Raw genomic sequence first — 20821 nt, 5'->3', positions numbered from 1 at the left:
GTAGTTCCGCAAACCGGCCATCCTCCCCACCGTCCCCCTAGCCTCGCAAGCTCGGCCAGGGAACCCTGACGGCGCGGGCCCCCGCGTGCTCGCTCGTTCCTCGCTTAGACGCACGCTTCCGGATAACCGGTTCGCGGAACGGCCGTCCATGACTGCGATCAGAGGCAGACGGCGATGATGGCCAGGTTCCTGCCGGCGTAGCGTTCGGCGTCCTGCAGGATCTCGCAGATGACACCGAACGAACGGTCCGAGCGGAAGGCCGCCGGGACCTCCCAGATGAAAGTGATCGGGGCCTGCCCGTCGTCGGAGACGGCATCGGCGAAGTCGTGCAGGGAGTCATTGAGCGCGTCCAGGTTCACGCCATAGTCCGCCGGGAAGTCCAGGGTCTCCGCGAATGTCTCGAGGACCGTCCTTTTGGTATCGGCGGCGGGAATCAGCACGGCGCGCCGGCCGGCGTCGGCTACCAGCGCCTGCAGTTCCTCGATGGTCCAGGTGTCTGCGGAGTAAATCTTCATGGGTTCCTTACTTGCCTTCGATGATGAATTTAAACGAGTTGTAATGGTCCTGCGTGTAGTACTTCTCGCCGGATTGTCCGGCCACGATCCGGCGGGCTCCGCGGTCGGACTCACCCGGGGTCCTGACGGTGTATTCCTTGTAATAGCCGGAGGATTTCCGCGGAAGAATGCGCTCGAAATTGCCGAACGTGGCGCCGTCGCGGGTGTACGGGAACGGGCCTCCCTTGGCGATCAGCGCCAGTGTCTGGCGCGCTTCGGCGGGAAGCTCCGAGGCCAACAAGTCCGGCAGCCCGGACGGGTTGGCGGGTGCCGGCGGCGCGGCCGGTACGCTGGCGCTCGTGGTGCCGGCCCCGGACGGGGCACTTCCGGTCTCCGGAACCCCTGTCAGGACGAACGCCAGCACCGCGAGTCCGACCAGCAGGGCAAGCAGGGCAGTCAGCCGCTGGACCTTCATTCGTTGTTTTTCCTTATGCCGGGATCGGGGGCCGGGCTAGGTGCGGTAGATGTTGATGGAATTGGCCTGCACGACGTCCCGCTCCCCCGAAGCGACCCGGACACCCTGGCGCCGGTCGTGGAGCCCGGACGTGGTCAGACGCAGCTCGAAGAGCCGGTTGCCGGTGCCGTCCTCGTTACTGAGCAGCGGCAGCATGACCTTGACGTCCTTGGCGCCGCCGTTGACCACCACGAGTCCGTCCACGTGGCCGTCGTCGGACCCGAGCAGCAGCTGCACGACCCGGTGCCCCGGATCCTGCCAGCGCTCCCCGGCCATCGGCTCGCCGCGCTCGTCGAACCAGTGAAAGTACGACTGTTTTTCGCGGGTCGGGTAATCGTGCGGCTGCCCGGCCAGGAATTCCTTGCGAAGCCGGATCACCCGCTTGGTGGTGCGCAGCATCGAGTGGGACTCGGGAGTGCTGGTCCAGTCGATCCAGGTGATGGTGTTGTCCTGGCAGTAGGCGTTGTTGTTGCCCTGCTGGGTGCGGGCGATCTCGTCGCCGGCGGTGATCATAGGCACGCCCTGGGAAATCATGAGCGAAGCCATCAGGTTGCGGCTGGACTGCGCACGCCGGGCCAGGATGTCCTCGTCCTCCGTGGGACCTTCGAAGCCGTGGTTGTAGCTGCGGTTGTCCCCGTGGCCGTCGCGGTTCTGTTCGCCGTTGGCCTCGTTGTGTTTGCGGTCGTAGGCCACGAGGTCGGCCAGGGTGAAGCCGTCATGGGCGGTGACGAGGTTGACCGAGGCGAGCCGGGACCGGCCGGACGGCTCGAAAAGGCTCGCGGAGCCCGAGAGCGCGTCCGCGAGCCGGGCCACCGAGCCACCGTGGCCGCCAGCGTCGATCGCGGCGCGGTCGGCGAGCCAGAAACTGCGGACGGCGTCGCGGAAGTGGTCGTTCCAGTCCACCCAGCCGGGCGGGAATCGGCCGGTCTGCCAGCCTCCGTAGCCGATGTCCCACGGCTCGGCGATGAGCTTGGTGGCGGACAGCACGGGGTCGGCTCCGATTGCCACCAGGAACGGGTGCCGGGGATCGAACTCGTTGGCGGCGTTGCGCGCCAGCGTCACGGCGAGGTCAAAACGGAAGCCGTCGATGTGGAACTCGGTCACCCAGTAACGCAGCGAATCCAGCACCAGCTGCACCACACGGGGCTCGCCGAAGTTCAGGGTGTTACCGCAGCCGGTGGTGTCCACGTACCTGCCGTGGCCGTCGTTGCGGTAGTAGGTCATCTCGCCCAGGCCGCGGAAGCTGAGGGTCCGGCCGTCCCTGCCGCCCTCGGCCGTGTGGTTGTAGACGACGTCGAGGAGGACCTCAAGACCGGCGGCGTGCAGCAGCTTGACCATGCCCTTGAATTCGTCCTGGACGGCCTGCGCGCCCGCGGCCTGCGCCGCCTGGGTGGCGTAGCCGGGGTGCGGGGCGAAGAACGCGGCCGTGTTGTAGCCCCAGTAGTTCGTCATGCCGAGGTTCTGCAGGTGCGGTTCGTCCACGTGGAAGTGCACTGGAAGGAGCTGGACGGCGGTGATCCCCAGCGCGATCAGGTGCTCGATCATGGCCGGGTGCGCCAACCCTGCGTAGGTGCCCTGCAGGTCCTCGGGGACGTCGGGGTGGAGTTTGGTCTGGCCGCGGACGTGCGCCTCGTAGATGATGGTGTTGCGCCACGGCGTCCTGGGACCGCGGTCGTTGCCCCAGTCGAAGTCGCTATCCATCCGGACGCTCGTGACGAAATCCTCGCGCTCGTCCACGGCCCGGCCATAGGGGTCGAGCAGCAGCGGCTGCTCGCCGCTGCTGTCGAAATCCGTCGAAGGCATGGACAACGGGAGCGCCTCGTGATCGGGGGTGGCCCGAAAACCGTAGCGCGAGCCGGCCGGGATGCCTTCGACGATGCCGTGGTGCACGCCGTCGGTCACGTTCGGCAGTGTCTTCAGTTGCCAGGCGCCACCGGGCGCCTGATAGGCGATCTCCAAGGTCGCCACGCCGGGCGCGTAGACAGCCACATTCGCGAAGGCACTCCGAGGATCGTCCGTTACCGGCGAACCGGTGCTCGGAACGCTGATTCCCAGCGGAAACGCCCGCGAGGCGTCTACGGTGGAAGCTGTGTCTACGTAGGGCATGACCATTGCTTAAAGTTTAGCGGGGCCGAACAAATAGACCCGGTTTCCGATTTCCTGACGAAGTGCAGTTTACGGAATAGTGGCGCGGCATACTGGAACAAGCGCCGAAATTGGAGGTAATAGTGCGGATTGCACTCGCTCAAGTCATTACCGGACGCGATCTTGCCGAAAATCTGGCCCTTGTGGAGGACTACGCGGCCCGCGCCAAAGCCGGCGGAGCGGAGCTCGTGATCTTCCCCGAGGCCACGATGCGCGCCTTCGGGAACTCATTGCTGGACATCGCCGAGCCCCTGGACGGCCCATGGGCATCGCGCGTGCGCAGCATCGCGGCGGACCACGGCATCGTGATTGTCGTGGGGATGTTCACCCCGGGAACAGTGGACGACGGCGGCAAGGTGCGCAACACCCTCCTGGTCACCGGCCGCGGCGTCGAGGCCAGCTACGACAAGATCCACCTCTTCGACGCCTTTGGCTTCGCGGAGTCGGACACCGTCGACGCCGGCGCCGAGCCCGTCACCTTCGAGTTCGACGGCGTGACATTCGGCCTGGCCACCTGCTACGACATCCGGTTCCCGGACCTCTTCACCGAGAATGCGGACCGCGGAGCCGACGTGACCATTGTCTGCGCATCCTGGGGATCCGGCCCCGGCAAGGCCGAACAATGGAAACTCCTGGCCCGCGCCCGCGCCCTGGATTCCACCACGGTGGTCCTCGCCTGCGGCCAAGGCGACCCGGCCAGCCAGGGAATCGAGCCGAAGGGTGCGGCGCCCACCGGCGTCGGGCACTCCGTCGTCGTCTCCCCCTTGGGTGAAGTCCTCGAAGAGCTCGACGGCGCCCCCGGCCTGCTGTTCGCAGACCTGGACCCCGCCGTGGTCAAAGAAGCCCGGACCAAACTCCCGGTCCTCGCCAACCGCCACAAGTTCTAAACCTCCGCTGCGGTCCGCCGCGGTCACCTTCCGCGGACACCTTCCGGTGGTCACCCTCCGTGGTCACCCTCCGCAGGCACCGGCGCCTTGCCGTCGCTTAGACACCTCCCGCCGCCTCCTTCGGCCGCGGGCGGCCTCATCCGGCTCTGGTCGGCGATGCGCTCCTTTGCAAGCCCCCGGCGCCCGCTCGATATTGCGCCACCAACCGTCGGACTACTTCAGCAAAAGGACGCTCCCTCACCTTTCGCGACTTAAATGGATACGCTCCCTCACGAGACGTGAGGGAGCGTTTGTCATCCACCCGCTAAAGGTGATGGAGCATCAGAGCCGTCACCGGAGTTTTGCTAAGTAGCGCATCGCCGACCAGAGCGGGGCAAGGCCGCCCGCGGCCGAGCGGAGTGTCGGGAGGAAGGGAAGCCCCGAGGGACCCGAACTGAGCTTGCGAAGTTTGGGAAGGGGCTTCCCGCTAAGCGACGGCAAAACTTCGGTGACGGCGGGACCCGACCACAACGCAGGCAACGGTCGACGGACCCGCGCTGGACTACTTGGCTGCGCGCTGGCGGGAGATCTCGTAGAGGGAGATGCCGACGGCCATGGAAGCGTTGAGCGACTCCATCGCGGAATCGATCGGGATGGAGACGATCTGGTCGCAGTTTTCACGGACCAGGCGGCTGAGGCCCTTGCCTTCGGAACCCACGACGATGCAGACCGGCTCGGTGGCCAAGGCGAGGTCGGGCAGCGACACGTCGCCGTCGCCGTCGAGGCCCAGAACATAGATGCCCATGTTCTTGAAGGCCTTGAGCGTGTTGTTCAGGTTGGCCGCACGTGCCACGGGGACGCGGACGGCAGCGCCGGCGCTGGTCTTCCAGGCCGAGGCGGTGACGCCGACGGAGCGGCGCTCCGGAACGATGACGCCGTGGCCGCTGAAGGCCGAGACCGAGCGGATGATCGCGCCAAGGTTGCGCGGATCGGTGATGCCGTCCAGCGCGACGAAGAGCGGCGCGTTGGCGACGTGGCCCTTCTTCCAGCTCGCGAGGGTCTCCTCGGCGAGCTCGTAGGCATCCTGGTATTCGTACGGCGGGATCTGCAGCACCAGGCCCTGGTGGATGGCGTCGTCGGTCATCCGGTCCAGCTCGGGCTTGCCGGTTTCGAGCAGCGGGATGCCGCGCTCGGCCGCCAGCTTGAGGGACTCCTTGACGCGGTCATCCATCTCGATGCGGATGGCCACGTGCAGGGCCTTGGCCGGGATGCCGGCACGCAGCGCCTCGACGACGGAGTTGCGCCCGGTGACGACTTCCTCGGTGGCGCGGCCCTTGGGACCGGAACGGGCGCCGGGGTTGCGCGGAGCTCCCGGACGCTTGGCCGCGGAGCGTTCCGCGAGCTGCTTGTTCTTGTGGGCCTTGTGGTACGGGCGGTCCTCCGCCTTGGGCGTCGGCCCCTTGCCCTCAAGAGCCTTGCGGCCGTGACCGCCGGTTCCGACGGAGGGGCCCTTCTTCAATTTGACCGACCGGCGACCGTTGTTGGCCATGAGTTCCACCCTTTTAAATACGCGATTCGTTGATAAGTCTGAACTCCAGTCTACTGACTCGAGTTAAATCCTCGACCGCAAGGTATGGCGGGGCCCCGGCTCCGCGCCCGGAACCGGGCCGGATCAGCCGCGCCTGAGGCTCCAGTTTGCGCCGTCCGGACCATCCTCGACGACGACGCCGGCGGCGGCGAGGGTGTCGCGGATGGCATCCGAGGCGGCCCAGTCCTTGCTGGCGCGGGCCTGGGCCCGGGCCGCGAGCTGCGCTTCGACGAGGACGCCAAGGGCGGAGGTGCCCTGTTCGTCGACTGCGGGTCCCGCGGTGTCGTTGAGACCAAGGACACGCAACATGTCGGTGGCGCTGAGCAGTGCCTGCCGGGCGGCGTCGAGCTCCCCGGCGGTGAGGGCGGTATTGCCGGCGCGGACGGTTTCGTGGAGCACTGCCAGGGCCTGCGGGACGTTGAGGTCATCGTCCATCGCGGCAGCGAAAGCGTCGGGAACGGCCCCGTGGCTGCCGAAGACAAAGTCCCCGTCCGCCGAAGCGAGGACCCGGGCAGCGCGGCTGACGAAACCGTCAATCCGTTCCACCGCGGCGGCGGCCTCCTGCAGCGAGCTCGGCTGGTAGTCCAGCACCGAGCGGTACTGTGCCTGGCCGAGGTAGTAGCGGACCACCCGCGGCGGGGCCAGCTCCAGCATCTCGGCCGGGCTGACAGTGTTGCCGATCGACTTGGACATCTTCTCGCCGGCGTAGGTCACCATGCCGTTGTGCATCCAGAAGTTGGCGAAACCGTGGCCCGCAGCCTGGGACTGCGCCATCTCGTTTTCGTGGTGCGGGAAGCGCAGGTCCAGTCCGCCGCCGTGGATGTCGAACTCGGTGCCGAGGTACTTGGTGACCATCGCGGAGCATTCGAGGTGCCAGCCCGGGCGGCCGGCGCCCCACGGCGAGTCCCAGCTCGCCGTCGTCGGCTCCCCCTCCTTGTGGCCCTTCCAGAGCGCGAAGTCGCGGGGATCCTTCTTCCCCCGCGGGTCCGAATCAGGAGCCCCCTGCATGTCGTCGACCTTCTGCCGGGTCAGCGAGCCGTACTTGGCCCAGGAGCGCACGTCGAAGTAGACGTCGCCCGAGCCGTCCGGGGCCGCGTAGGCGTGGCCTCGGTCGATGAGATGCTGGATCAGGGCGTGCATCTCAGGAATGTGGCCGGTGGCGCGCGGTTCGTACGTGGGGCGGGAGACGCCCAGGGTGTCGTAGGCCTTGAGGAATTCCTGCTCGTAGCGGTAGGCCAGCGCCCACCACTCCTCATCCCGGACGGCGCCGGGCTCGTCCTCGAAGTGGGGACCGAAGGAAGCCGCGGACTTGGCGAGGATCTTGTCGTCGATGTCGGTGACGTTGCGCACCACGGTGACCCGGAAGCCCCGGTACTGCAGCCAGCGGGTCAGCTGGTCAAAGGCGATGGCGGAGCGGATGTGCCCGACGTGCGGCATGCCCTGCACCGTGGCGCCGCAATAGTAGAGGCTCACTTTGCCCGGAACCAGGGGGGCGAAGTCGCGGACTTCGGCGGATGCAGTGTCATAGAAGCGCAGGGTCACCGCTCCAGATTAGCCGATGGGGATCAGGCCCCGGCGTGGGACCGCTTACCCCGGCCTACTTGCAGTACTCGCCGATCCTGTTGTTCTGTTCGGTGAGCTGTTTGGTCTGCTCGTCGCTCCTGGCTCCGAGTGAGGTGCCGGCCACCTGCTTCATGATGTCCGCCATTTTCTGGATCGGATCGGCCACCTCGGGCGCCACCTTGTCCGCGACCTCCTGGTAATGCTTGGAGATCTGCTCCGCCTGCTGCTGTTGGTTGCCGGTGGGGACGAAGGTGTCCTGGTTGAGGAACGCGCAGCTTTCCGGGATGCTCATCTTCGGCGTCGCGGCGCACCCGGTCAGCAGGAGTCCGGCCAGCAGGACGACGGCGGGCAGCAGCTTTTTCACGGGGAGTCTCCTGGTGTTGCGGGAAGGGTCTTCGGTTAACCCTAGGCGACGGACTCGGGGGACGCCGAGCGGACGGGGTAGACGAGGGCCGACGCCGTGGCCGAAATGCCTTCGCCGCGGCCGGTGAAGCCCAGGCCGTCGCTCGTGGTGGCCGAGACACTGACCGGGGCGCCTGCGGCCTCGCTGAGGACCCGCTGGGACTCCTCCCGGCGGGGCCCGAACTTGGGCCTGTTGGCCACGAACTGCACGGCGATGTTCCCGATCTCGAAGCCCGCGGCGCGGACGATCCGCGCAGCCTCGGCCAGCAGGGTCACGCCGGAGGCGCCGGCATATTCCGGGCGGTCGGTGCCGAAGTGCGTGCCGAGGTCCCCGACGCCGCAGGCGGAAAACAGGGCATCGGCGGCGGCATGCGCAACCGGGTCGCCGTCGGAGTGGCCGGACAGTCCGCGCTCCCCATCCCAGAAGAGTCCACCGAGCCAGAGCGGCTGGGGCGCGTCGTCGGGGGCGTACGCGTGGACGTCGATCCCGATTCCAGTCCGCGGGATGACGGGCAGCGGGGCGTTCTGATTTCCGGACATGCTCAGCCTTCCACCCAGCGGGCGCCCAGCGGGCCCTCCAGGAGACCCTCGGCGATGATCAGGTCCAGCGGCGTGGTGATTTTCAGCGATTGGCTGGCGCCGCGAACCGCGTGGACCGGGACGCCGAGGAGTTCCACCAGCATGGCGTCGTCGGTGACCGCGGCCGCCTGGCCGGCGTCGAAGGAGGCCGCCGCTTCGTGGGCTCGCTGGAGGGTGGCGAGCTCGAAGCCTTGCGGGGTCTGCACCGCCCGGAGGGTCTCCCGGGCCGCGGTGCCGGTGACGAGCTCCGGGGCGATGGCGGCGCCGTCGCCCGTGGTCCGTTCCACCGTCTTGACCGTGTCCACCACGGGCATGACCGGGATGACGGCCACCGCGCCGGCCGCCAAAGCGTGCGAAACCCGGTGGAAGACAGCCTCCGGAGCCAGCGCGCGGGCGGCGTCGTGGACCAGGACGGCTTCCGTGCCTGGCAGGAGCGCGGCCAGCGCGGCGCGGACCGACTCGGCGCGGGTTGCGCCGCCGTCGACAACCGTCACGACCGGGAGCTGCACGCCCTCGCCTGAGGGCGTGCGCCGGCGCTCCGTCTTGAGCTCCTGCGTGAAGGCCTCACAGAGTGCGTGGAGTTCCGAATCGCCGGGAGGGATGGCGACGCAGATCTGCTGCGCGACGCCGGCTGCGGCGACACCCCTTAGGGCGTGGGTGAGGATGCTGTCCCCGCCCAGCGGAACCTTGGCTTTTGGCATGCCGTAGCCCAGGCGCTGGCCTGAGCCGGCGGCGACGACGATGACTGCGGTGGCGGGGCCGGCCGGAGACGTGGTGGTCGGTGCAGAGTCCATGCGCACAAGACTACGTCCCGGCGCCGCGTGCATCCCAGTGAGCTGTCAGTTCTGGTGCTTATCGGGCGGTCTGAAGGACCAAAGCTGAAAGATCAACCCGGGCGGTGGCTGAAAAAGGGCGAAAAGAAACCCCGGCAGCCGTTACGCTACCGGGGTTCGATTCTTATCTGTTCGACTTGCTTAGGAAGCCAGGACCTCGTCGAGAACGCTTGCGGCTTTCTCTTCATCGGTCTTTTCAGCCAGCGCCAGTTCTGAAATCAGAATCTGGCGTGCCTTGGCCAGCATGCGCTTCTCCCCTGCGGAGAGACCCCGGTCGTGATCGCGGCGCCACAGATCGCGAACGACCTCTGCCACCTTGATGACGTCACCGGAAGCAAGCTTCTCCAGGTTTGCCTTGTATCGACGCGACCAGTTGGTGGGTTCTTCAGTGAACTCGGCCCGCAGCACTTCAAACACGTGCTCCAGACCTTCTTTGCCCACTACGTCCCGGACCCCAACAAGGTCAACGTTCTCTGCTGGAACTTCAATGGTCAGATCACCCTGAGCCACCTTGAGCTTGAGATACATCTTCTCTTCGCCCTTGACAGTGCGCATCTTGATTTCTTCAATTTTCGCTGCACCGTGGTGAGGGTAAACTACTGTCTCGCCGACCTCAAAAACCATGTGGACATTCCCCTTTCCCGCAGACCAGTTTATCACGTTTAAGGCATACGACTGCCATGGAACGCACCCAAGAACCGCGTGAATACAGGGAAAATGGCCTTAAACGGCACCGTCTGACCCCTTGACGAAAGCGGATATTAGTGCATTGCCCCTCCCCTGCCAAGGGTGCACGCCTTCCCGCGCGGGCGCCCCGCCAGCCGCGGAGCCGACGGGATTGTGTACTGCCCGAATCATCGTTTGGCGTGGATTGCCGATAGGCTATGGCTGAATACTGTTCCAAGACTCTCAAGGAGTGCGAGACGTGGGTTTCACTGCGATGAACCGGGGCCAGCGCGGCAAGCTGGCAATGGCAACGGCTGCTCTGGGCATCGGCCTGCTGTCCGTAACAGGCTGTGGCTACACCAACCCCCAGGCGACCGCCGCGCAGTACGCGGCCTCTGACGGAACGCAGGCCAACGTGGGCGCGCTGCAGCTGCGCAACATGATGATCATCTCCGCCGGCGAGGACAAGCCCGGCCGTGTGATCGGCGCCGTGTACAACACGTCCTCCGAGGACGTGACACTGACCATCGCCGGCGCCGGCGGATCCCAGACCGAGGTGCCGGTCAAGCAGAACTCCTACACGCTGCTCAACGACTCCACCGACGAGGCCATCTTGAGCACCACCGGCGGCATCCCGGGTTCCCTCGTCGAGGTCAACGTCAGCGAGGACGGCACTAACCAGAAAACCACGTTCAAGGTTCCGGTGCTCGACGCGACGATCTCCGACTACAAGCAGTACCTGCCGGCAGGCAGCGAGCCCACGGGCTCGGCCACGCCGACCCCGTCCCCGACGAGCAGCGCAAACCACTAGCTTTCACTCAGAAGGAGGGGCGCCCGGTCACCGGGCGCCCCTCCTTCTCTGTATGTTCTGTGTGCGTTATTTTCTGGGTGCGTTCCGCCCCGTCCGGGCTATTGATTCCCCGGGCTCAGGGCTCGAACTTGTAGCCCAGGCCGCGGACCGTGATCAGGTGCCGCGGCGCCGAGGGATCCGGTTCAATCTTGCTGCGGAGCCGCTTGACGTGGACATCGAGGGTCTTGGTGTCCCCCACATAGTCCGAACCCCAGACCCGGTCGATCAGCTGCCCGCGGGTCAGGACCCGGCCGGAGTTCCGCAGCAGCATCTCCAGCAGCTCAAATTCCTTCAGCGGCAGGGAAACCTGTTCACTGTTGACCGTGACGACATGCCGCTCGATGTCCATCCGTACCGGTCCGGCCTGCACGGTACTGGAGACCAGTTCCTCTGGCTCGCCCTGGCGGCGCAGCACGGCCCGCACGCGGGCCACCAGCTCCCGTGACGAGTAGGGCTTGGTGACGTAGTCGTCGGCGCCGAGTTCCAGCCCGACGACCTTGTCGATCTCCGCGTCCTTCGCCGTCAGCATGATGACCGGGACGGACGAGCGCTGCCTTAGCTGCCGGCAGACCTCGGTGCCCGACTGGCCGGGCAGCTGCAGGTCCAGCAGCACGAGGTCGGCGCCGTTGCGGTCGAACTCGGTAATGGCGTCCAGTCCGTTGTCCACTACCTCCACCTCGAATCCTTCTTTGCCCAACAGGTAGGACAGCGGGTCGCTGAACGACTCTTCGTCCTCGACAATCAGAATCCTGCTCAAGCGATAGCTCCTTGCTCATGGGCGCCGGCGGCGTCCCGTCGTGTTGGTCTGGGGTGCTGGGACGGGCCGTGGGCCGCGGCCTGGGTGGCCGCCCGGTCCGCCGGCTCGCCCGCGTCGGAAACGCCGTCGAGGTCCTGCCCTTCCAGCTCCGGAAGCCGGATGGTGAAGGTGGAGCCCTGCCCGGGCCGGGACCAGAGGGTCACCTCGCCGCCGTGGTTGGCGACCACGTGCTTGACGATGCTCAGGCCAAGGCCGGTGCCGCCGGTATGGCGTGAGCGGGCGGCATCCACGCGGTAGAAGCGTTCGAAGACGCGTTCCTGGTCCTCGGGGCTGAGCCCCTCGCCCTGATCCGTGACGGAGACGGCCACGAGGCCGTCCTTGGCCCGGATGCCGACGCCGACCCTGGTGTTTTCCGGGGAGTAGCGGATGGCGTTGTCAATCAGGTTCCGCAGTGCCGTCACCAGCTGGTCCTGGTCGCCGTAGACCATTGCGTCCGAATGCCCGCCCACCACGAGGTCGATGTTCTTGCTCTCCGCCGGCAGCTGCGACCGGTCAACCGCCTCGGCGACCACGGTGTTGATGTCCACCGCCCGGCCCTGCTTTGCGACGTTGGAGCCCTGCAGCCGGGAGAGTTCGATGATGTCCTGCACCAGGGCCGCCAGGCGGGCGGATTCCTTGTGGGTGCGTTTGGCGAAGCGGCGCACGGCTTCCGGGTCATCGGCGGAGGATTCAAGCGCCTCGGCCAGCAGCGAGATAGCCCCGACAGGTGTCTTCAGTTCGTGGGAAACGTTGGCGACGAAATCGTTGCGGACTTCCTCCGTGCGGGTGACCTCGGTCCGGTCGTCGGCGAGCAGGAGGATGTATTCCTCCGCGATCACGGCCGCCCGCACCTGGACCACGATGGTTCCCTGTCCCAGGGGGCCCCGCGGCAGTTCGAGCAGCCGTTCGAGGATGACGCCGTCGCGCCGCACTTTCGCCGTCATCTCCAGCAGCTGCTCATGGACCAGGGTGTGGCCGCGCACCAGGCCGTAGGCGTACGCGGCGGGGCTGGCGCGGACGACGCCGTCGATCGCGTCCACCACCACAAACGCCCGACCGACGGCGGCCAGCACCTCGGCGGCGCCTTCGGGAAGTGCGGGATCCTCGAACTCGACGTCCACGAGCTTTCGCTGCTGTTCACTGACCCGGAAGGCGAGCACGCCGAAGACGCCAAGCGACAGGCCGATAAGGCCGGCGATCACACCGATGAGCATTGGGTCCACGGCTCCAGCTTATGCTCTGCCCCGCGTCGGAAACTGTAATCTCCTGCTATTCCCACTCCGGTTCAGCTAACGTTCATCTATTGGGGCGTAACAGTTCACCGGACGCTGGAAGACTGGACAGTTGAAGCGCCGAGAGGTGAACCGAAATGGTCCCGCCACTGTGGTGGCTGGCATTGTTTCCAAGGAAAGGACGCACACGTGCGCAAGGTTTTTCAGGAAGAGCTCGCCCAAGTGGGGGAACAGCTCGTCGAAATCTCAACGCTGGTCAGTGAGGCCATTGAGAAAGCTACGACTGCCTTCGAGGGCGCCGATATCGACCTGGCAGAGGACGTCATCGCGGCCGATGCGCGGATCGACTTCCTGCAGAACAGCCTCGACGAGCGCGCCATCGACATCCTCGCCCTGCAGGGCCCCGTGGCCAGCGACCTGCGGATGATCGTGGGGTCCCTCCGGATGAGCGCCTCCCTGGAGCGGATGGGCGACCTCGCCCGGCACCTCGCCCAGCTTGCCCGTCTCCGGTACCCCGCCACCGTGGTTCCCGCCCAGCTGCGTGAGACCTTCCAAAGCTTCGCCGAGCATGACCTGCTGATCGCGCGGAAGCTCACGGTGCTGCTGGAAACCCGGGACCTTGAAGTGGCCCGGGACATCCTGAAGGCCAACAGCGCGGTGAACGACCTGCACCTGAGCGTCTTCCAGGCCATCGCCCGCAGTGACTGGCACGAGTCCCCCGCCACGACCGTCGACGTCGCCCTCGCCAGCCGCTACTTCGAGCGTTTCGCGGACCACGGCGTCTCCGTGGCGCAGAAGGTCACCTACCTGGTCACCGGCGCCTGGCAGCCGAACGGCATCGAGCACAGCTAGCACTCCCCGGGCCGGGACAACAGCGCCCGGAGAGTGGAGCCGGACTATAGAACGTACGACGCCGGCCGGTCACCTTGCGAGGTGACCGGCCGGCGTCGTACTTTTTCGTCGGTGCTGCGTCGAAGCGCTACTTCTTGCCCTGGTTGGCGACTGCCTGGATCGCCTCGGCAGCGGCCTCGGGATCAAGGTAGGTGCCGCCCGGGTTCAGCGGCTTGAAGTTCTCGTCCAGTTCGTAGACCAGCGGGATGCCCGTGGGGATGTTCAGACCGGCGATGGCTTCGTCGCTGATGCCGTCCAGGTGCTTGACGAGGGCGCGCAGCGAGTTGCCGTGGGCCGTGACCAGCACTGTCTTGCCGGCCTTGAGGTCTTCCTTGATATCCGATTCCCAGTACGGCAGCAGGCGGACCAGGACGTCCTTGAGGCACTCGGTGCGGGGCAGCTCATCGCCGAGGTCCGCGTAGCGCGGATCATGCGCCTGGGAGAACTCGGAGTCGTCGGACAGGGGCGGCGGCGGGGTGTCGTAGGACCGGCGCCAGGTCATGAACTGCTCCTCGCCGTATTCGGCGAGGGTCTGGGCCTTGTCCTTGCCCTGCAGGGCGCCATAGTGGCGTTCGTTGAGCCGCCAGTCCCGATTGACCGGGATCCAGCCGCGGTCGGCCTTGTCGAGGGTCATGTTGGCGGTGTTGATGGCCCGCTTCAGCAGCGAGGTGTACAGGACGTCCGGGAGGATGTTGTGCTCCACGAGAAGCTCGCCGCCGCGGATCGCCTCGGCCCGGCCCTGGTCGTTGAGGTCAACGTCCACCCAGCCGGTGAACAGGTTCTTGGCGTTCCATTCGCTGTGGCCGTGGCGCAGCAAAATCAGCTTATAAGTCATGGTTTTCATCCTAGCTGAGCAGCCACGGACAGTGCCGCGCGTTACATCACCGCCGCCACACCGCGACGCGCAGTCACTCCGCGCCCATTCCGGGGCGCCGCTTGGGCCGGAACTGACCCCGCCCTGGAGGATAGGGTGGGCTGGTGGTGCAGAAGGCTGAGCGGGTCGCGTCCCCGCAAACCCATGTCATAGGAAAAGGCGGCATGGAAAAGCGCGGGGTGGCGAAAAACGGACCCCGCGCGGGCAGGCCGGTGGGCAACATTACCCGCGGCACCACCAACCCCAACCGGATGCGGCGGCTGGACCGCTGGCTGACCGGCCCGCAGGCCTGGCGGCTGCGCGCGGCGGCTGATCCGCTTGTCGTCGATCTGGGCTACGGCGCGTCCCCGGCCACCGCCGTCGAACTCTTTGAACGGCTGTCCGCAATCCGGCCCGACGTGCGGGTGGTCGGCATCGAAATCCAGCCCGAGCGGGTCCGGCTGGCCCAGGAACTGGCACGGCCCGGGCTGAGCTTCCAGCTGGGCGGCTTCGAACTGCCGGTGCCCGGCCGGCCCGTCCTGGTGCGGGCGTTCAACGTGCTGCGGCAGTACGAGGAAGCCGACGTCGCGGCCATCTGGCGTCTGGTGCAGGGGCGGCTGGCCCCGGACGGGCTTTTCATCGACGGCACCTGCGACGAGATCGGCCGCCGGGTCACGTGGGTGGCGCTGGACGCCGAGCGGCCGCTGAGCCTGAGCCTGTCCATGCGGTTCGGCAGTTTTGACCTGCCTTCGGAGGTGGCCGAGCGGCTGCCGAAGGCCCTCATTCACCGCAACGTGCCGGGCGAGAGGATCCAGGCCTTCCTGCAGGCGATGGACAGAGCCTGGCTGGAGGCTGCGCCGCTGGCGTCCTTCGGGAACCGGCAGCGCTGGACGGCGATGTGCCGGGCACTGCTCGACGTCGGGTGGCCGGTCCAGGACGGTCCGGCCCGGTGGCGGCTGGGCGAGCTGACGGTCGGCTGGGACGCCGTCGCGCCGGGGCCTTAGGCGGCCGGTGGTGGGGCCACGCCGGCAGGGTTCCCTGAGCGAGCTTGCGAGCTTAGGCGGCCGGTGGTGGGGCCACGCCGGCAGGGTTCCCTGAGCGAGCTTGCGAGCTTAGGGCCCGGTGGTGGGCCCACGCCGGCAGGGTTCCCTGAGCGAGCTTGCGAGCTTAGGGGGCCGGTGGGGATTACCAGGGGCCGTAGGGACCCATGTTGCGGCTTCCGCCGCGGCCCGCGTCCTTGACGGCGGGGCGGACGTCGGCGAGGTACACGGAGGCCGCCGTCACGGCGACGAGTCCGAACAGTCCCAGCGGGCCCAGGAGGCCTCCGCCTCCGCCGCCCAGGAGGGAGAGCAGGCCCACGGTCATGGCGCCGCCGGTGACGGCCAGCCAGAAGGTTTTGGTGCGCTTGGAGACGGCTTCAAAAGCGTTCGCCTTGTGCCGCAGGCAGTCGAAGAAAGCCCACACCTCAAGGGCCAGGGCTACCAGGGCCAGGAGAAAGTAGACCCCTGTCTCGACATAGTAAATAAGCGCTCTTCCGTCCATGCCCCCAGCCTAGCCGTCCAAGCTGGCCAAGGCCTGCTCCAAATCGGCCCAAAGATCCTCGACGTTTTCGATTCCCACGCTCAACCGGACCAGGTTGTCCGGCACACTGACCGGTTCGGCGGTGTGCCGGCGCCGCCGTTCGATCAGCGACTCCACTCCTCCGAGGGAGGTGGCCGGCAGCCAAAGCTTCAGGGCCCGGATCATCCGGTCCGCGGCATCGGCACCGCTGAGGCTGCCACTGCGGCCGGCCACAGGGGCCATTTCAATGCACAGCACCGAGCCGAATCCCTTCATCTGGCTCTTGGCCCGTGCGTGGCCGGGATCCGAGGGCAGGCCCGGGAACCGGATGCTGCCGACCCTGGGGTGCGCGCCCAGCCGCTCGGCCAGCACGGCCGCCGAGGCCTGCGAGCGCTCGACCCTCAGGGCCAGGGTGCGCAGTCCGCGCAGCGCCAGCCAGGCCTCGAACGGCCCGGCGATCCCGCCGTGGATGGTGCGGTGGTGCAGCAGCGTGGCGCGGAGCCCGGCGTCGGAAGTCACCAGGGCGCCCAGCACGACGTCGGAATGGCCGGAGAGGTATTTCGTCACCGAGTGCAGGACGACGTCGGAGCCCAGCGCCAGCGGCTGCTGCACCAGCGGGGTGGAGAAGGTGTTGTCCGTGACGACGACGGCGCCCGCCGCGTGAGCGGCTGTTGTCAGCGCTCGGATGTCCGCGACGCCCAGCATCGGGTTGGTGGGGCTCTCCAGCCAGAGCATGCTGGCGGGGCGCCCGTCCGCCGGCGCGAGTTGCGCCAGGACCGCGTCGGTGTCCGCGATGTCCACCGTCCGCAGTTCCAGGAAGCCCTTCCCGGCAAGTTCCGTGGCCATCACCAGGGATCCGGCGTAGCTGTGGGACGGCATGACCAGCACCCCTCCGGCAGGAACCAGGGACAGTGCCGAACTGGCGGCGGCGAGGCCGGAAGAATAGAGCAGGCCGGGCAGCGCGGCGCCCTCCAGCTGGCCGAGGGCCTCCTCGAAGGGGTCCCAGGTGGGGTTGGAATACCGCCCGTAGCCGCGGTCGCCGTCGCCCAGCGGTCCCGTGCCGTAATAGGTAGAGGAGAGCACCAGCGGGGGGTTGACCGGTGCATCGCGTTCACGCGGCGGGCGGCCCGCGGCCACGACCACCGTTTCCGCGGAGAGGGAGGCTGCCTGCGCTTCGGAAAGACTCATGGTCACAGGGTACTTCGGCGCCCCGCAGGGCGGCCAAGGCGTTACGTCCAGGGCGTGACTGTCGGGGATTGTCGGTAGGCTAGAGCGGTGACTACCCATAACCCCGGACTGTTTATCGCCTTCGAGGGCGGCGACGGCGCCGGCAAGTCCACGCAGGCAGCTGAGCTGGCTGCGGCGCTTGAATCGCGCGGCCTCAAGGTGCTGCGGACCAGGGAGCCGGGCGGCACTCCGATCGGCGAAAAGCTGCGTTCCCTGGTCCTGGACCACGGCCACGGCCACATCGATGCGCACACTGAAGCCCTGATCTTTGCCGCCTCCCGCGCCGCCCACGCCAGCCAGGTCATCCGCCCTGCCCTGGACCGGGGCGAGATCGTCCTCACCGACCGTTACATCGACTCGTCGGTCGCCTATCAGGGCGCCGGTCGGGACCTTGGCACCGACGCCGTCCGCAATATCAACGAATGGGCCACCTCGGGCCTGCAGCCGGACCTGACGGTGCTGCTCGACGTTGACCCCGCGGTCGGCCGCCGGCGGCGCACCGCGGGCGATGCGGCCGAGGACCGGCTGGAGTCCGAGGCGGACGAGTTCCACGCCAGGATCCGGACTGCGTTCCTGGCCCTCGCCGCGGCCCGGCCCGAGCAGTATCTCGTCCTTCCCGCCCACCTCCCGGTCGACCAGCTGGCGGTCCGGATCCTCGAACGGGTCGACTCGCTGCTGACCCTCCCCCGGGGCGTGACCGCATGAGCGTCTGGGACGACCTCCAGGGCCAGCCCGCTGTGGTGGCCCAACTTCGCCAGGCTGCCGAGGGCGACGGCCTGACCCATGCCTGGCTCTTCACGGGTCCGCCGGGTTCCGGCCGGTCCAACGCGGCAAAGGCCTTCGCCGCCGCGTTGAACTGCGATCAGGACGATGTCACCCTGCGCGGCTGCGGTGAATGCGCGGCCTGCCTGACCATCCTGGGTGAAACCCACTCCGACGTCGCGTTCGTGCGCACCGAAAAGGTCACCATCACCATCGACGAGGCCCGCGAGCTGGTCTCTACCGCCGGGAACCGGCCGTCCTCGGCGCGCTGGCGCATCATTGTCGTGGAGGACGCAGACCGGATGGCGGAACGCACCACCAACGTGCTGCTCAAGGCGATCGAGGAACCCACTCCCCGCACCATCTGGATGCTGTGCGCGCCCTCCCCGGCCGACGTCCTTGTCACCATCCGCTCCCGGTGCCGGGCGGTGGCGTTGCGGCTTCCGCCCGCAGCCGACGTCGCTGCCCTGCTGGTCAAGCGCGACGGCGTCGACCCGGCCGTCGCCGAACGTGCGGCCCGGGCGGCGCAAAGCCATGTGGGGATCGCCCGCCGGCTGGCACGGGATCCCGAAGCCCGCGAGCGGCGGCTCGAAACAGTGCGGTTCCCCTTGGGCCTCCGGGGCGTCACCGCCGCGGTGCTGATGGCGGAGAAGCTCGTCAAGATCGCCACCGAGGAAGCCAACAGCTCCAACGATGAGCGCGACGCGGCCGAAAAGGCCGCCCTGCTCGCCACCCTCGGAGCGCCCGAGAGCGGCACCCTGCCGCCGGCCATGCGGGGGCAGGTCAAGCAGCTCGAGGACGACCAGAAGCGCCGCGCCAAGCGTTCGGTAACGGACTCCCTGGACCGCACGCTGACCGATCTGCTGTCCTTCTACCGGGATGTGCTGATCATCCAGATGGGGAACGCCGTGGAACTGGTCAACGTTGAGCTCAGGAGCGAACTCGTTGAGTTCGCCCGCCAGTCATCCGCCGAAACGACGCTTGCCCGCATGGACGCCATCAACAAGGCCCGCAAACGGATCACGACTTCCAACGTGGCTCCGCTGCTGGCCATCGAGTCCATGGCCGCAAGCCTCATCTGAGGGATCATAGAGAGACCCGTCCCGGATGAACCGACTTTCAGCCCAGCCCCCAGCACCGGTCCGGTGTGACGTGGCAGCCCCTCCGCTCCGTTCCGATCCTCCAAGGAGAACCGTATGAAGTCTGCACGAGCAGTGCCCGCCAGATCCCGATCCCTTACGATCGGCATGCGGGCAGCCGGCGCCATGGCCCTGGCCGCGGTGCTCTCCTCGTGCACCCTGTTCGGTGCCGGCGACAGCGGGGCCAAAAGCTCCAGCACACCGAATCCTGAGATCGCGTCCTCCGCGCCCGCCGAACTCCGCAGCTACTACACCCAGGACGTCGACTGGTCCGCCTGCGAGTCGGATTTCCAGTGCGCCAAGATCAAGGTTCCGCTGGACTACAGCAAGCCTGACGGCGAGAGCATCGAGATCGCGGCGCTCAAGCTGGCCACGAAGGGCGGCAGCAAGGGCAGCCTGCTCATCAACCCGGGCGGGCCCGGCGGCTCCGGCTACGACTTCGTCAAGGATGCCGGATCCACGCACTTCTCGGACAAGCTCCGCGCCAACTTTGACATCGTGGGCTTTGACCCGCGCGGCGTGAATCGCTCCGCCCCGGTCACCTGCCTGACGGACGAGGAACGCGACGCCTCCCGCGCGAAGATCTACGATCTGGACACCGAGGCCGGCCTGTCCGAAACCCTGGCGGACAACCAGGTGATCGCCGCCAAGTGCGAGGAAAAGACCGGGCCTGTCCTCGGCAAGGTCGACACCGAGAGCTCCGCCAAGGACCTCGACATCCTGCGCGCTGCCCTGAACGACACGAAGCTGAACTACATGGGGTTCTCATACGGGACGTTCCTCGGGTCGACCTACGCCTCGCTGTTCCCTGACAACGTCGGCGCGATGGTCCTGGACGGCGCGATGGACCCGTCCCTCAGCTATGAGGAACTCACCAGCGGGCAGGCTAAAGCCTTCGAAAAGGCCCTCCGTGCCTACGTGGAGAACTGCCTCCAGTCCGACGGCTGCCCGCTTAGCGGCGGGGTCGACAACGGGATCCAGCAGATCCGGGACCTGATCGCCGCCGTGGAGGCGAACCCCATGCGCGCCAAGGACGGCAGGATGGTCTCGGCTTCCACCCTGGTCACCGGCATGATCGTCCCGCTGTACAACGACGACAACTGGCCGTTGCTGACTCAGGCCCTCGGTGCGGCCCTGAAGAATGACGCGTCGCCGTTCCTGAGGCTGGCCGACTTCAATGCCGAACGCGAACCCGACGGCAGCTACTCCTCGAACAGCACCTTTGCCTTCAGCGCCATCAACTGCCTGGACTACCCGATGGTCACGGACACCGCGGGCATGCGTGCCGACGACCAGCAGCTCCGGCTGGATTCGCCCACCTTCGGAAAGTACTTTGCCTACGGCGGCACTAACTGCAAGGAGTGGCCGTACCAAAATGTCCGGACCCCGGCACCGGTGGAATACAAGGGTTCGACCGACATCCTGGTGATCGGCACCACCGGCGACCCGGCCACCCCGGTGGAATGGGCGAGCGAGCTGCGCAAGCAGCTGGGTAACGCCTCGCTGCTGACGTGGCAGGGCGAGGGCCACACAGCCTACGGCCGCTCCAACGACTGCGTCGGCAATGCCGTGGACGGCTACCTGGTCGACGGGAAGACCCCGGCGGACAATACAGTCTGCTGAGGCGTTCGACACTCATTTTGACCGGGGCCGGAGGACTCTACTACAGTTGTCTCTGGCATGAAGCGCCCGGGCCTCCCGGACACTTCAGGCGGTTGCTTCCTTAGCTCAGTTGGTAGAGCGTCTCACTCGTAATGAGAAGGTCGCCAGTTCGATTCTGGCAGGAAGCTCTGGTCTTCATCTATCGGCCCCGGCGCAGTCGCCGGGGCCGATCTTTTTGCCCCCACACGGGTGGCGCCTG

General features: G+C 67.2%; 21 protein-coding genes and 1 tRNA gene. 8 read left to right on the top strand and 14 right to left on the bottom strand.

Translation table 11 applies throughout. The features are described 5' to 3' along the window. Positions 1–158 precede the first annotated feature (158 nt). From AC50YC_RS11035 to glgX, 3 genes are read right to left on the bottom strand one after another with little or no spacing between them, the layout of a single operon-like run. Positions 159–515, bottom strand: a complete 357-nt coding sequence (locus AC50YC_RS11035) for a barstar family protein (RefSeq protein WP_354174406.1) — start codon at positions 513–515, stop codon at positions 159–161. Between the two features lie 7 nt (positions 516–522). Continuing rightward, positions 523–969: a guanyl-specific ribonuclease gene (locus tag AC50YC_RS11030; RefSeq protein WP_494953559.1), complete on the bottom strand. Its 447-nt coding sequence runs from the start codon at positions 967–969 to the stop codon at positions 523–525. 36 nt (positions 970–1005) lie between these two features. Next, on the bottom strand, positions 1006–3120 hold the full coding sequence (gene glgX, locus AC50YC_RS11025) for a glycogen debranching protein GlgX (RefSeq protein ID WP_494953558.1): 2115 nt from the start codon (positions 3118–3120) through the stop codon (positions 1006–1008). A gap of 116 nt (positions 3121–3236) precedes the next feature. Here glgX and AC50YC_RS11020 point away from each other — a divergent pair, with 116 nt between their 5' ends. Next, positions 3237–4040, top strand: a complete 804-nt coding sequence (locus AC50YC_RS11020; protein ID WP_494953557.1) for a carbon-nitrogen hydrolase family protein — start codon at positions 3237–3239, stop codon at positions 4038–4040. A 541-nt stretch (positions 4041–4581) separates the two neighbouring features. Here AC50YC_RS11020 and rlmB read toward each other — a convergent pair. From rlmB to AC50YC_RS10990, 6 genes are all read right to left on the bottom strand, one after another. Beyond that, on the bottom strand, positions 4582–5568 hold the full coding sequence (gene rlmB, locus AC50YC_RS11015) for a 23S rRNA (guanosine(2251)-2'-O)-methyltransferase RlmB (protein WP_494953556.1): 987 nt from the start codon (positions 5566–5568) through the stop codon (positions 4582–4584). Positions 5569–5691: 123 nt separating this feature from the next. Further along, complete coding sequence (cysS, locus tag AC50YC_RS11010) at positions 5692–7149, bottom strand: cysteine--tRNA ligase (RefSeq protein ID WP_494953555.1); 1458 nt, start codon at positions 7147–7149, stop codon at positions 5692–5694. A 55-nt stretch (positions 7150–7204) separates the two neighbouring features. Continuing rightward, positions 7205–7534 carry a hypothetical protein gene (locus tag AC50YC_RS11005; RefSeq protein ID WP_494953554.1) on the bottom strand — a complete coding sequence of 110 codons (330 nt, stop codon included), beginning with the start codon at positions 7532–7534 and terminating at the stop codon, positions 7205–7207. A 41-nt stretch (positions 7535–7575) separates the two neighbouring features. Continuing rightward, positions 7576–8112 carry a 2-C-methyl-D-erythritol 2,4-cyclodiphosphate synthase gene (ispF, locus tag AC50YC_RS11000; protein ID WP_494953553.1) on the bottom strand — a complete coding sequence of 179 codons (537 nt, stop codon included), beginning with the start codon at positions 8110–8112 and terminating at the stop codon, positions 7576–7578. Between the two features lie 2 nt (positions 8113–8114). Then, positions 8115–8945: a 2-C-methyl-D-erythritol 4-phosphate cytidylyltransferase gene (gene ispD / locus AC50YC_RS10995; RefSeq protein ID WP_494953552.1), complete on the bottom strand. Its 831-nt coding sequence runs from the start codon at positions 8943–8945 to the stop codon at positions 8115–8117. 180 nt (positions 8946–9125) lie between these two features. Next, complete coding sequence (locus AC50YC_RS10990; protein ID WP_024367191.1) at positions 9126–9608, bottom strand: CarD family transcriptional regulator; 483 nt, start codon at positions 9606–9608, stop codon at positions 9126–9128. Positions 9609–9924: 316 nt separating this feature from the next. On the opposite strand from AC50YC_RS10990, the gene AC50YC_RS10985 reads away from it, so the two are divergent. Continuing rightward, positions 9925–10461: a hypothetical protein gene (locus AC50YC_RS10985; RefSeq protein ID WP_494953575.1), complete on the top strand. Its 537-nt coding sequence runs from the start codon at positions 9925–9927 to the stop codon at positions 10459–10461. Positions 10462–10576: 115 nt separating this feature from the next. On the opposite strand, the gene AC50YC_RS10980 is transcribed toward AC50YC_RS10985, so the two are convergent. Beyond that, positions 10577–11257 carry a response regulator gene (locus AC50YC_RS10980; protein ID WP_354174422.1) on the bottom strand — a complete coding sequence of 227 codons (681 nt, stop codon included), beginning with the start codon at positions 11255–11257 and terminating at the stop codon, positions 10577–10579. Then, positions 11254–12510: a sensor histidine kinase gene (locus AC50YC_RS10975; protein WP_494953574.1), complete on the bottom strand. Its 1257-nt coding sequence runs from the start codon at positions 12508–12510 to the stop codon at positions 11254–11256. The genes AC50YC_RS10980 and AC50YC_RS10975 overlap by 4 nt, the downstream gene beginning before the upstream one ends. Positions 12511–12717: 207 nt before the next feature. Between AC50YC_RS10975 and phoU the strand changes: the two genes are divergently transcribed. After that, complete coding sequence (gene phoU / locus AC50YC_RS10970) at positions 12718–13380, top strand: phosphate signaling complex protein PhoU (RefSeq protein WP_494953551.1); 663 nt, start codon at positions 12718–12720, stop codon at positions 13378–13380. A 127-nt stretch (positions 13381–13507) separates the two neighbouring features. On the opposite strand, the gene AC50YC_RS10965 is transcribed toward phoU, so the two are convergent. Further along, positions 13508–14254 (bottom strand): phosphoglyceromutase, encoded by a 747-nt coding sequence (locus AC50YC_RS10965; RefSeq protein ID WP_494953550.1) that lies wholly within the window; start codon positions 14252–14254, stop codon positions 13508–13510. 203 nt (positions 14255–14457) lie between these two features. Between AC50YC_RS10965 and AC50YC_RS10960 the strand changes: the two genes are divergently transcribed. Further along, positions 14458–15276 carry a class I SAM-dependent methyltransferase gene (locus tag AC50YC_RS10960; protein WP_494953549.1) on the top strand — a complete coding sequence of 273 codons (819 nt, stop codon included), beginning with the start codon at positions 14458–14460 and terminating at the stop codon, positions 15274–15276. A gap of 181 nt (positions 15277–15457) precedes the next feature. Here AC50YC_RS10960 and AC50YC_RS10955 read toward each other — a convergent pair whose 3' ends face one another. Together AC50YC_RS10955 and AC50YC_RS10950 are read right to left on the bottom strand one after the other, a co-directional pair. Beyond that, positions 15458–15814, bottom strand: a complete 357-nt coding sequence (locus tag AC50YC_RS10955; RefSeq protein WP_494953548.1) for a DUF2516 family protein — start codon at positions 15812–15814, stop codon at positions 15458–15460. A gap of 9 nt (positions 15815–15823) precedes the next feature. Then, positions 15824–17020: a trans-sulfuration enzyme family protein gene (locus AC50YC_RS10950; protein WP_494953547.1), complete on the bottom strand. Its 1197-nt coding sequence runs from the start codon at positions 17018–17020 to the stop codon at positions 15824–15826. An 87-nt stretch (positions 17021–17107) separates the two neighbouring features. Here AC50YC_RS10950 and tmk point away from each other — a divergent pair, with 87 nt between their 5' ends. The 4 genes from tmk (at position 17108) to AC50YC_RS10930 (ending at position 20750) form a co-directional block, all read left to right on the top strand. Beyond that, complete coding sequence (gene tmk / locus AC50YC_RS10945) at positions 17108–17764, top strand: dTMP kinase (RefSeq protein WP_494953546.1); 657 nt, start codon at positions 17108–17110, stop codon at positions 17762–17764. Beyond that, positions 17761–18903: a DNA polymerase III subunit delta' gene (locus AC50YC_RS10940; protein WP_354174432.1), complete on the top strand. Its 1143-nt coding sequence runs from the start codon at positions 17761–17763 to the stop codon at positions 18901–18903. The genes tmk and AC50YC_RS10940 overlap by 4 nt, the downstream gene beginning before the upstream one ends. 114 nt (positions 18904–19017) lie before the next feature. Beyond that, positions 19018–20583, top strand: a complete 1566-nt coding sequence (locus AC50YC_RS10935) for an alpha/beta hydrolase (RefSeq protein ID WP_494953545.1) — start codon at positions 19018–19020, stop codon at positions 20581–20583. A gap of 94 nt (positions 20584–20677) precedes the next feature. After that, a tRNA-Thr gene (locus tag AC50YC_RS10930) sits at positions 20678–20750 on the top strand. Positions 20751–20821 lie beyond the last annotated feature (71 nt).

This window comes from Pseudarthrobacter sp. MDT1-56, from assembly GCF_059383555.1.
Note: the sequence above shows the minus strand (reverse complement) of the source record. Positions and strands in the feature narration are given on the sequence as shown.

What these genes read in the sequence shown, in the direction of transcription:
- AC50YC_RS11035 (WP_354174406.1), bottom strand. Translation starts at nt 515, where the DNA reads ATGAAGATTTACTCCGCAGACACCTGGACCATCGAGGAACTGCAGGCG.
- AC50YC_RS11030 (WP_494953559.1), bottom strand. Translation starts at nt 969, where the DNA reads ATGAAGGTCCAGCGGCTGACTGCCCTGCTTGCCCTGCTGGTCGGACTC.
- glgX (WP_494953558.1), bottom strand. Translation starts at nt 3,120, where the DNA reads ATGGTCATGCCCTACGTAGACACAGCTTCCACCGTAGACGCCTCGCGG.
- rlmB (WP_494953556.1), bottom strand. Translation starts at nt 5,568, where the DNA reads ATGGCCAACAACGGTCGCCGGTCGGTCAAATTGAAGAAGGGCCCCTCC.
- ispF (WP_494953553.1), bottom strand. Translation starts at nt 8,112, where the DNA reads ATGTCCGGAAATCAGAACGCCCCGCTGCCCGTCATCCCGCGGACTGGA.
- ispD (WP_494953552.1), bottom strand. Translation starts at nt 8,945, where the DNA reads ATGGACTCTGCACCGACCACCACGTCTCCGGCCGGCCCCGCCACCGCA.
- AC50YC_RS10990 (WP_024367191.1), bottom strand. Translation starts at nt 9,608, where the DNA reads ATGGTTTTTGAGGTCGGCGAGACAGTAGTTTACCCTCACCACGGTGCA.
- AC50YC_RS10985 (WP_494953575.1), top strand. Translation starts at nt 9,925, where the DNA reads ATGAACCGGGGCCAGCGCGGCAAGCTGGCAATGGCAACGGCTGCTCTG.
- AC50YC_RS10975 (WP_494953574.1), bottom strand. Translation starts at nt 12,510, where the DNA reads ATGCTCATCGGTGTGATCGCCGGCCTTATCGGCCTGTCGCTTGGCGTC.
- AC50YC_RS10965 (WP_494953550.1), bottom strand. Translation starts at nt 14,254, where the DNA reads ATGACTTATAAGCTGATTTTGCTGCGCCACGGCCACAGCGAATGGAAC.
- AC50YC_RS10960 (WP_494953549.1), top strand. Translation starts at nt 14,458, where the DNA reads ATGGAAAAGCGCGGGGTGGCGAAAAACGGACCCCGCGCGGGCAGGCCG.
- AC50YC_RS10955 (WP_494953548.1), bottom strand. Translation starts at nt 15,814, where the DNA reads ATGGACGGAAGAGCGCTTATTTACTATGTCGAGACAGGGGTCTACTTT.
- AC50YC_RS10950 (WP_494953547.1), bottom strand. Translation starts at nt 17,020, where the DNA reads ATGAGTCTTTCCGAAGCGCAGGCAGCCTCCCTCTCCGCGGAAACGGTG.
- AC50YC_RS10940 (WP_354174432.1), top strand. Translation starts at nt 17,761, where the DNA reads ATGAGCGTCTGGGACGACCTCCAGGGCCAGCCCGCTGTGGTGGCCCAA.
- AC50YC_RS10935 (WP_494953545.1), top strand. Translation starts at nt 19,018, where the DNA reads ATGAAGTCTGCACGAGCAGTGCCCGCCAGATCCCGATCCCTTACGATC.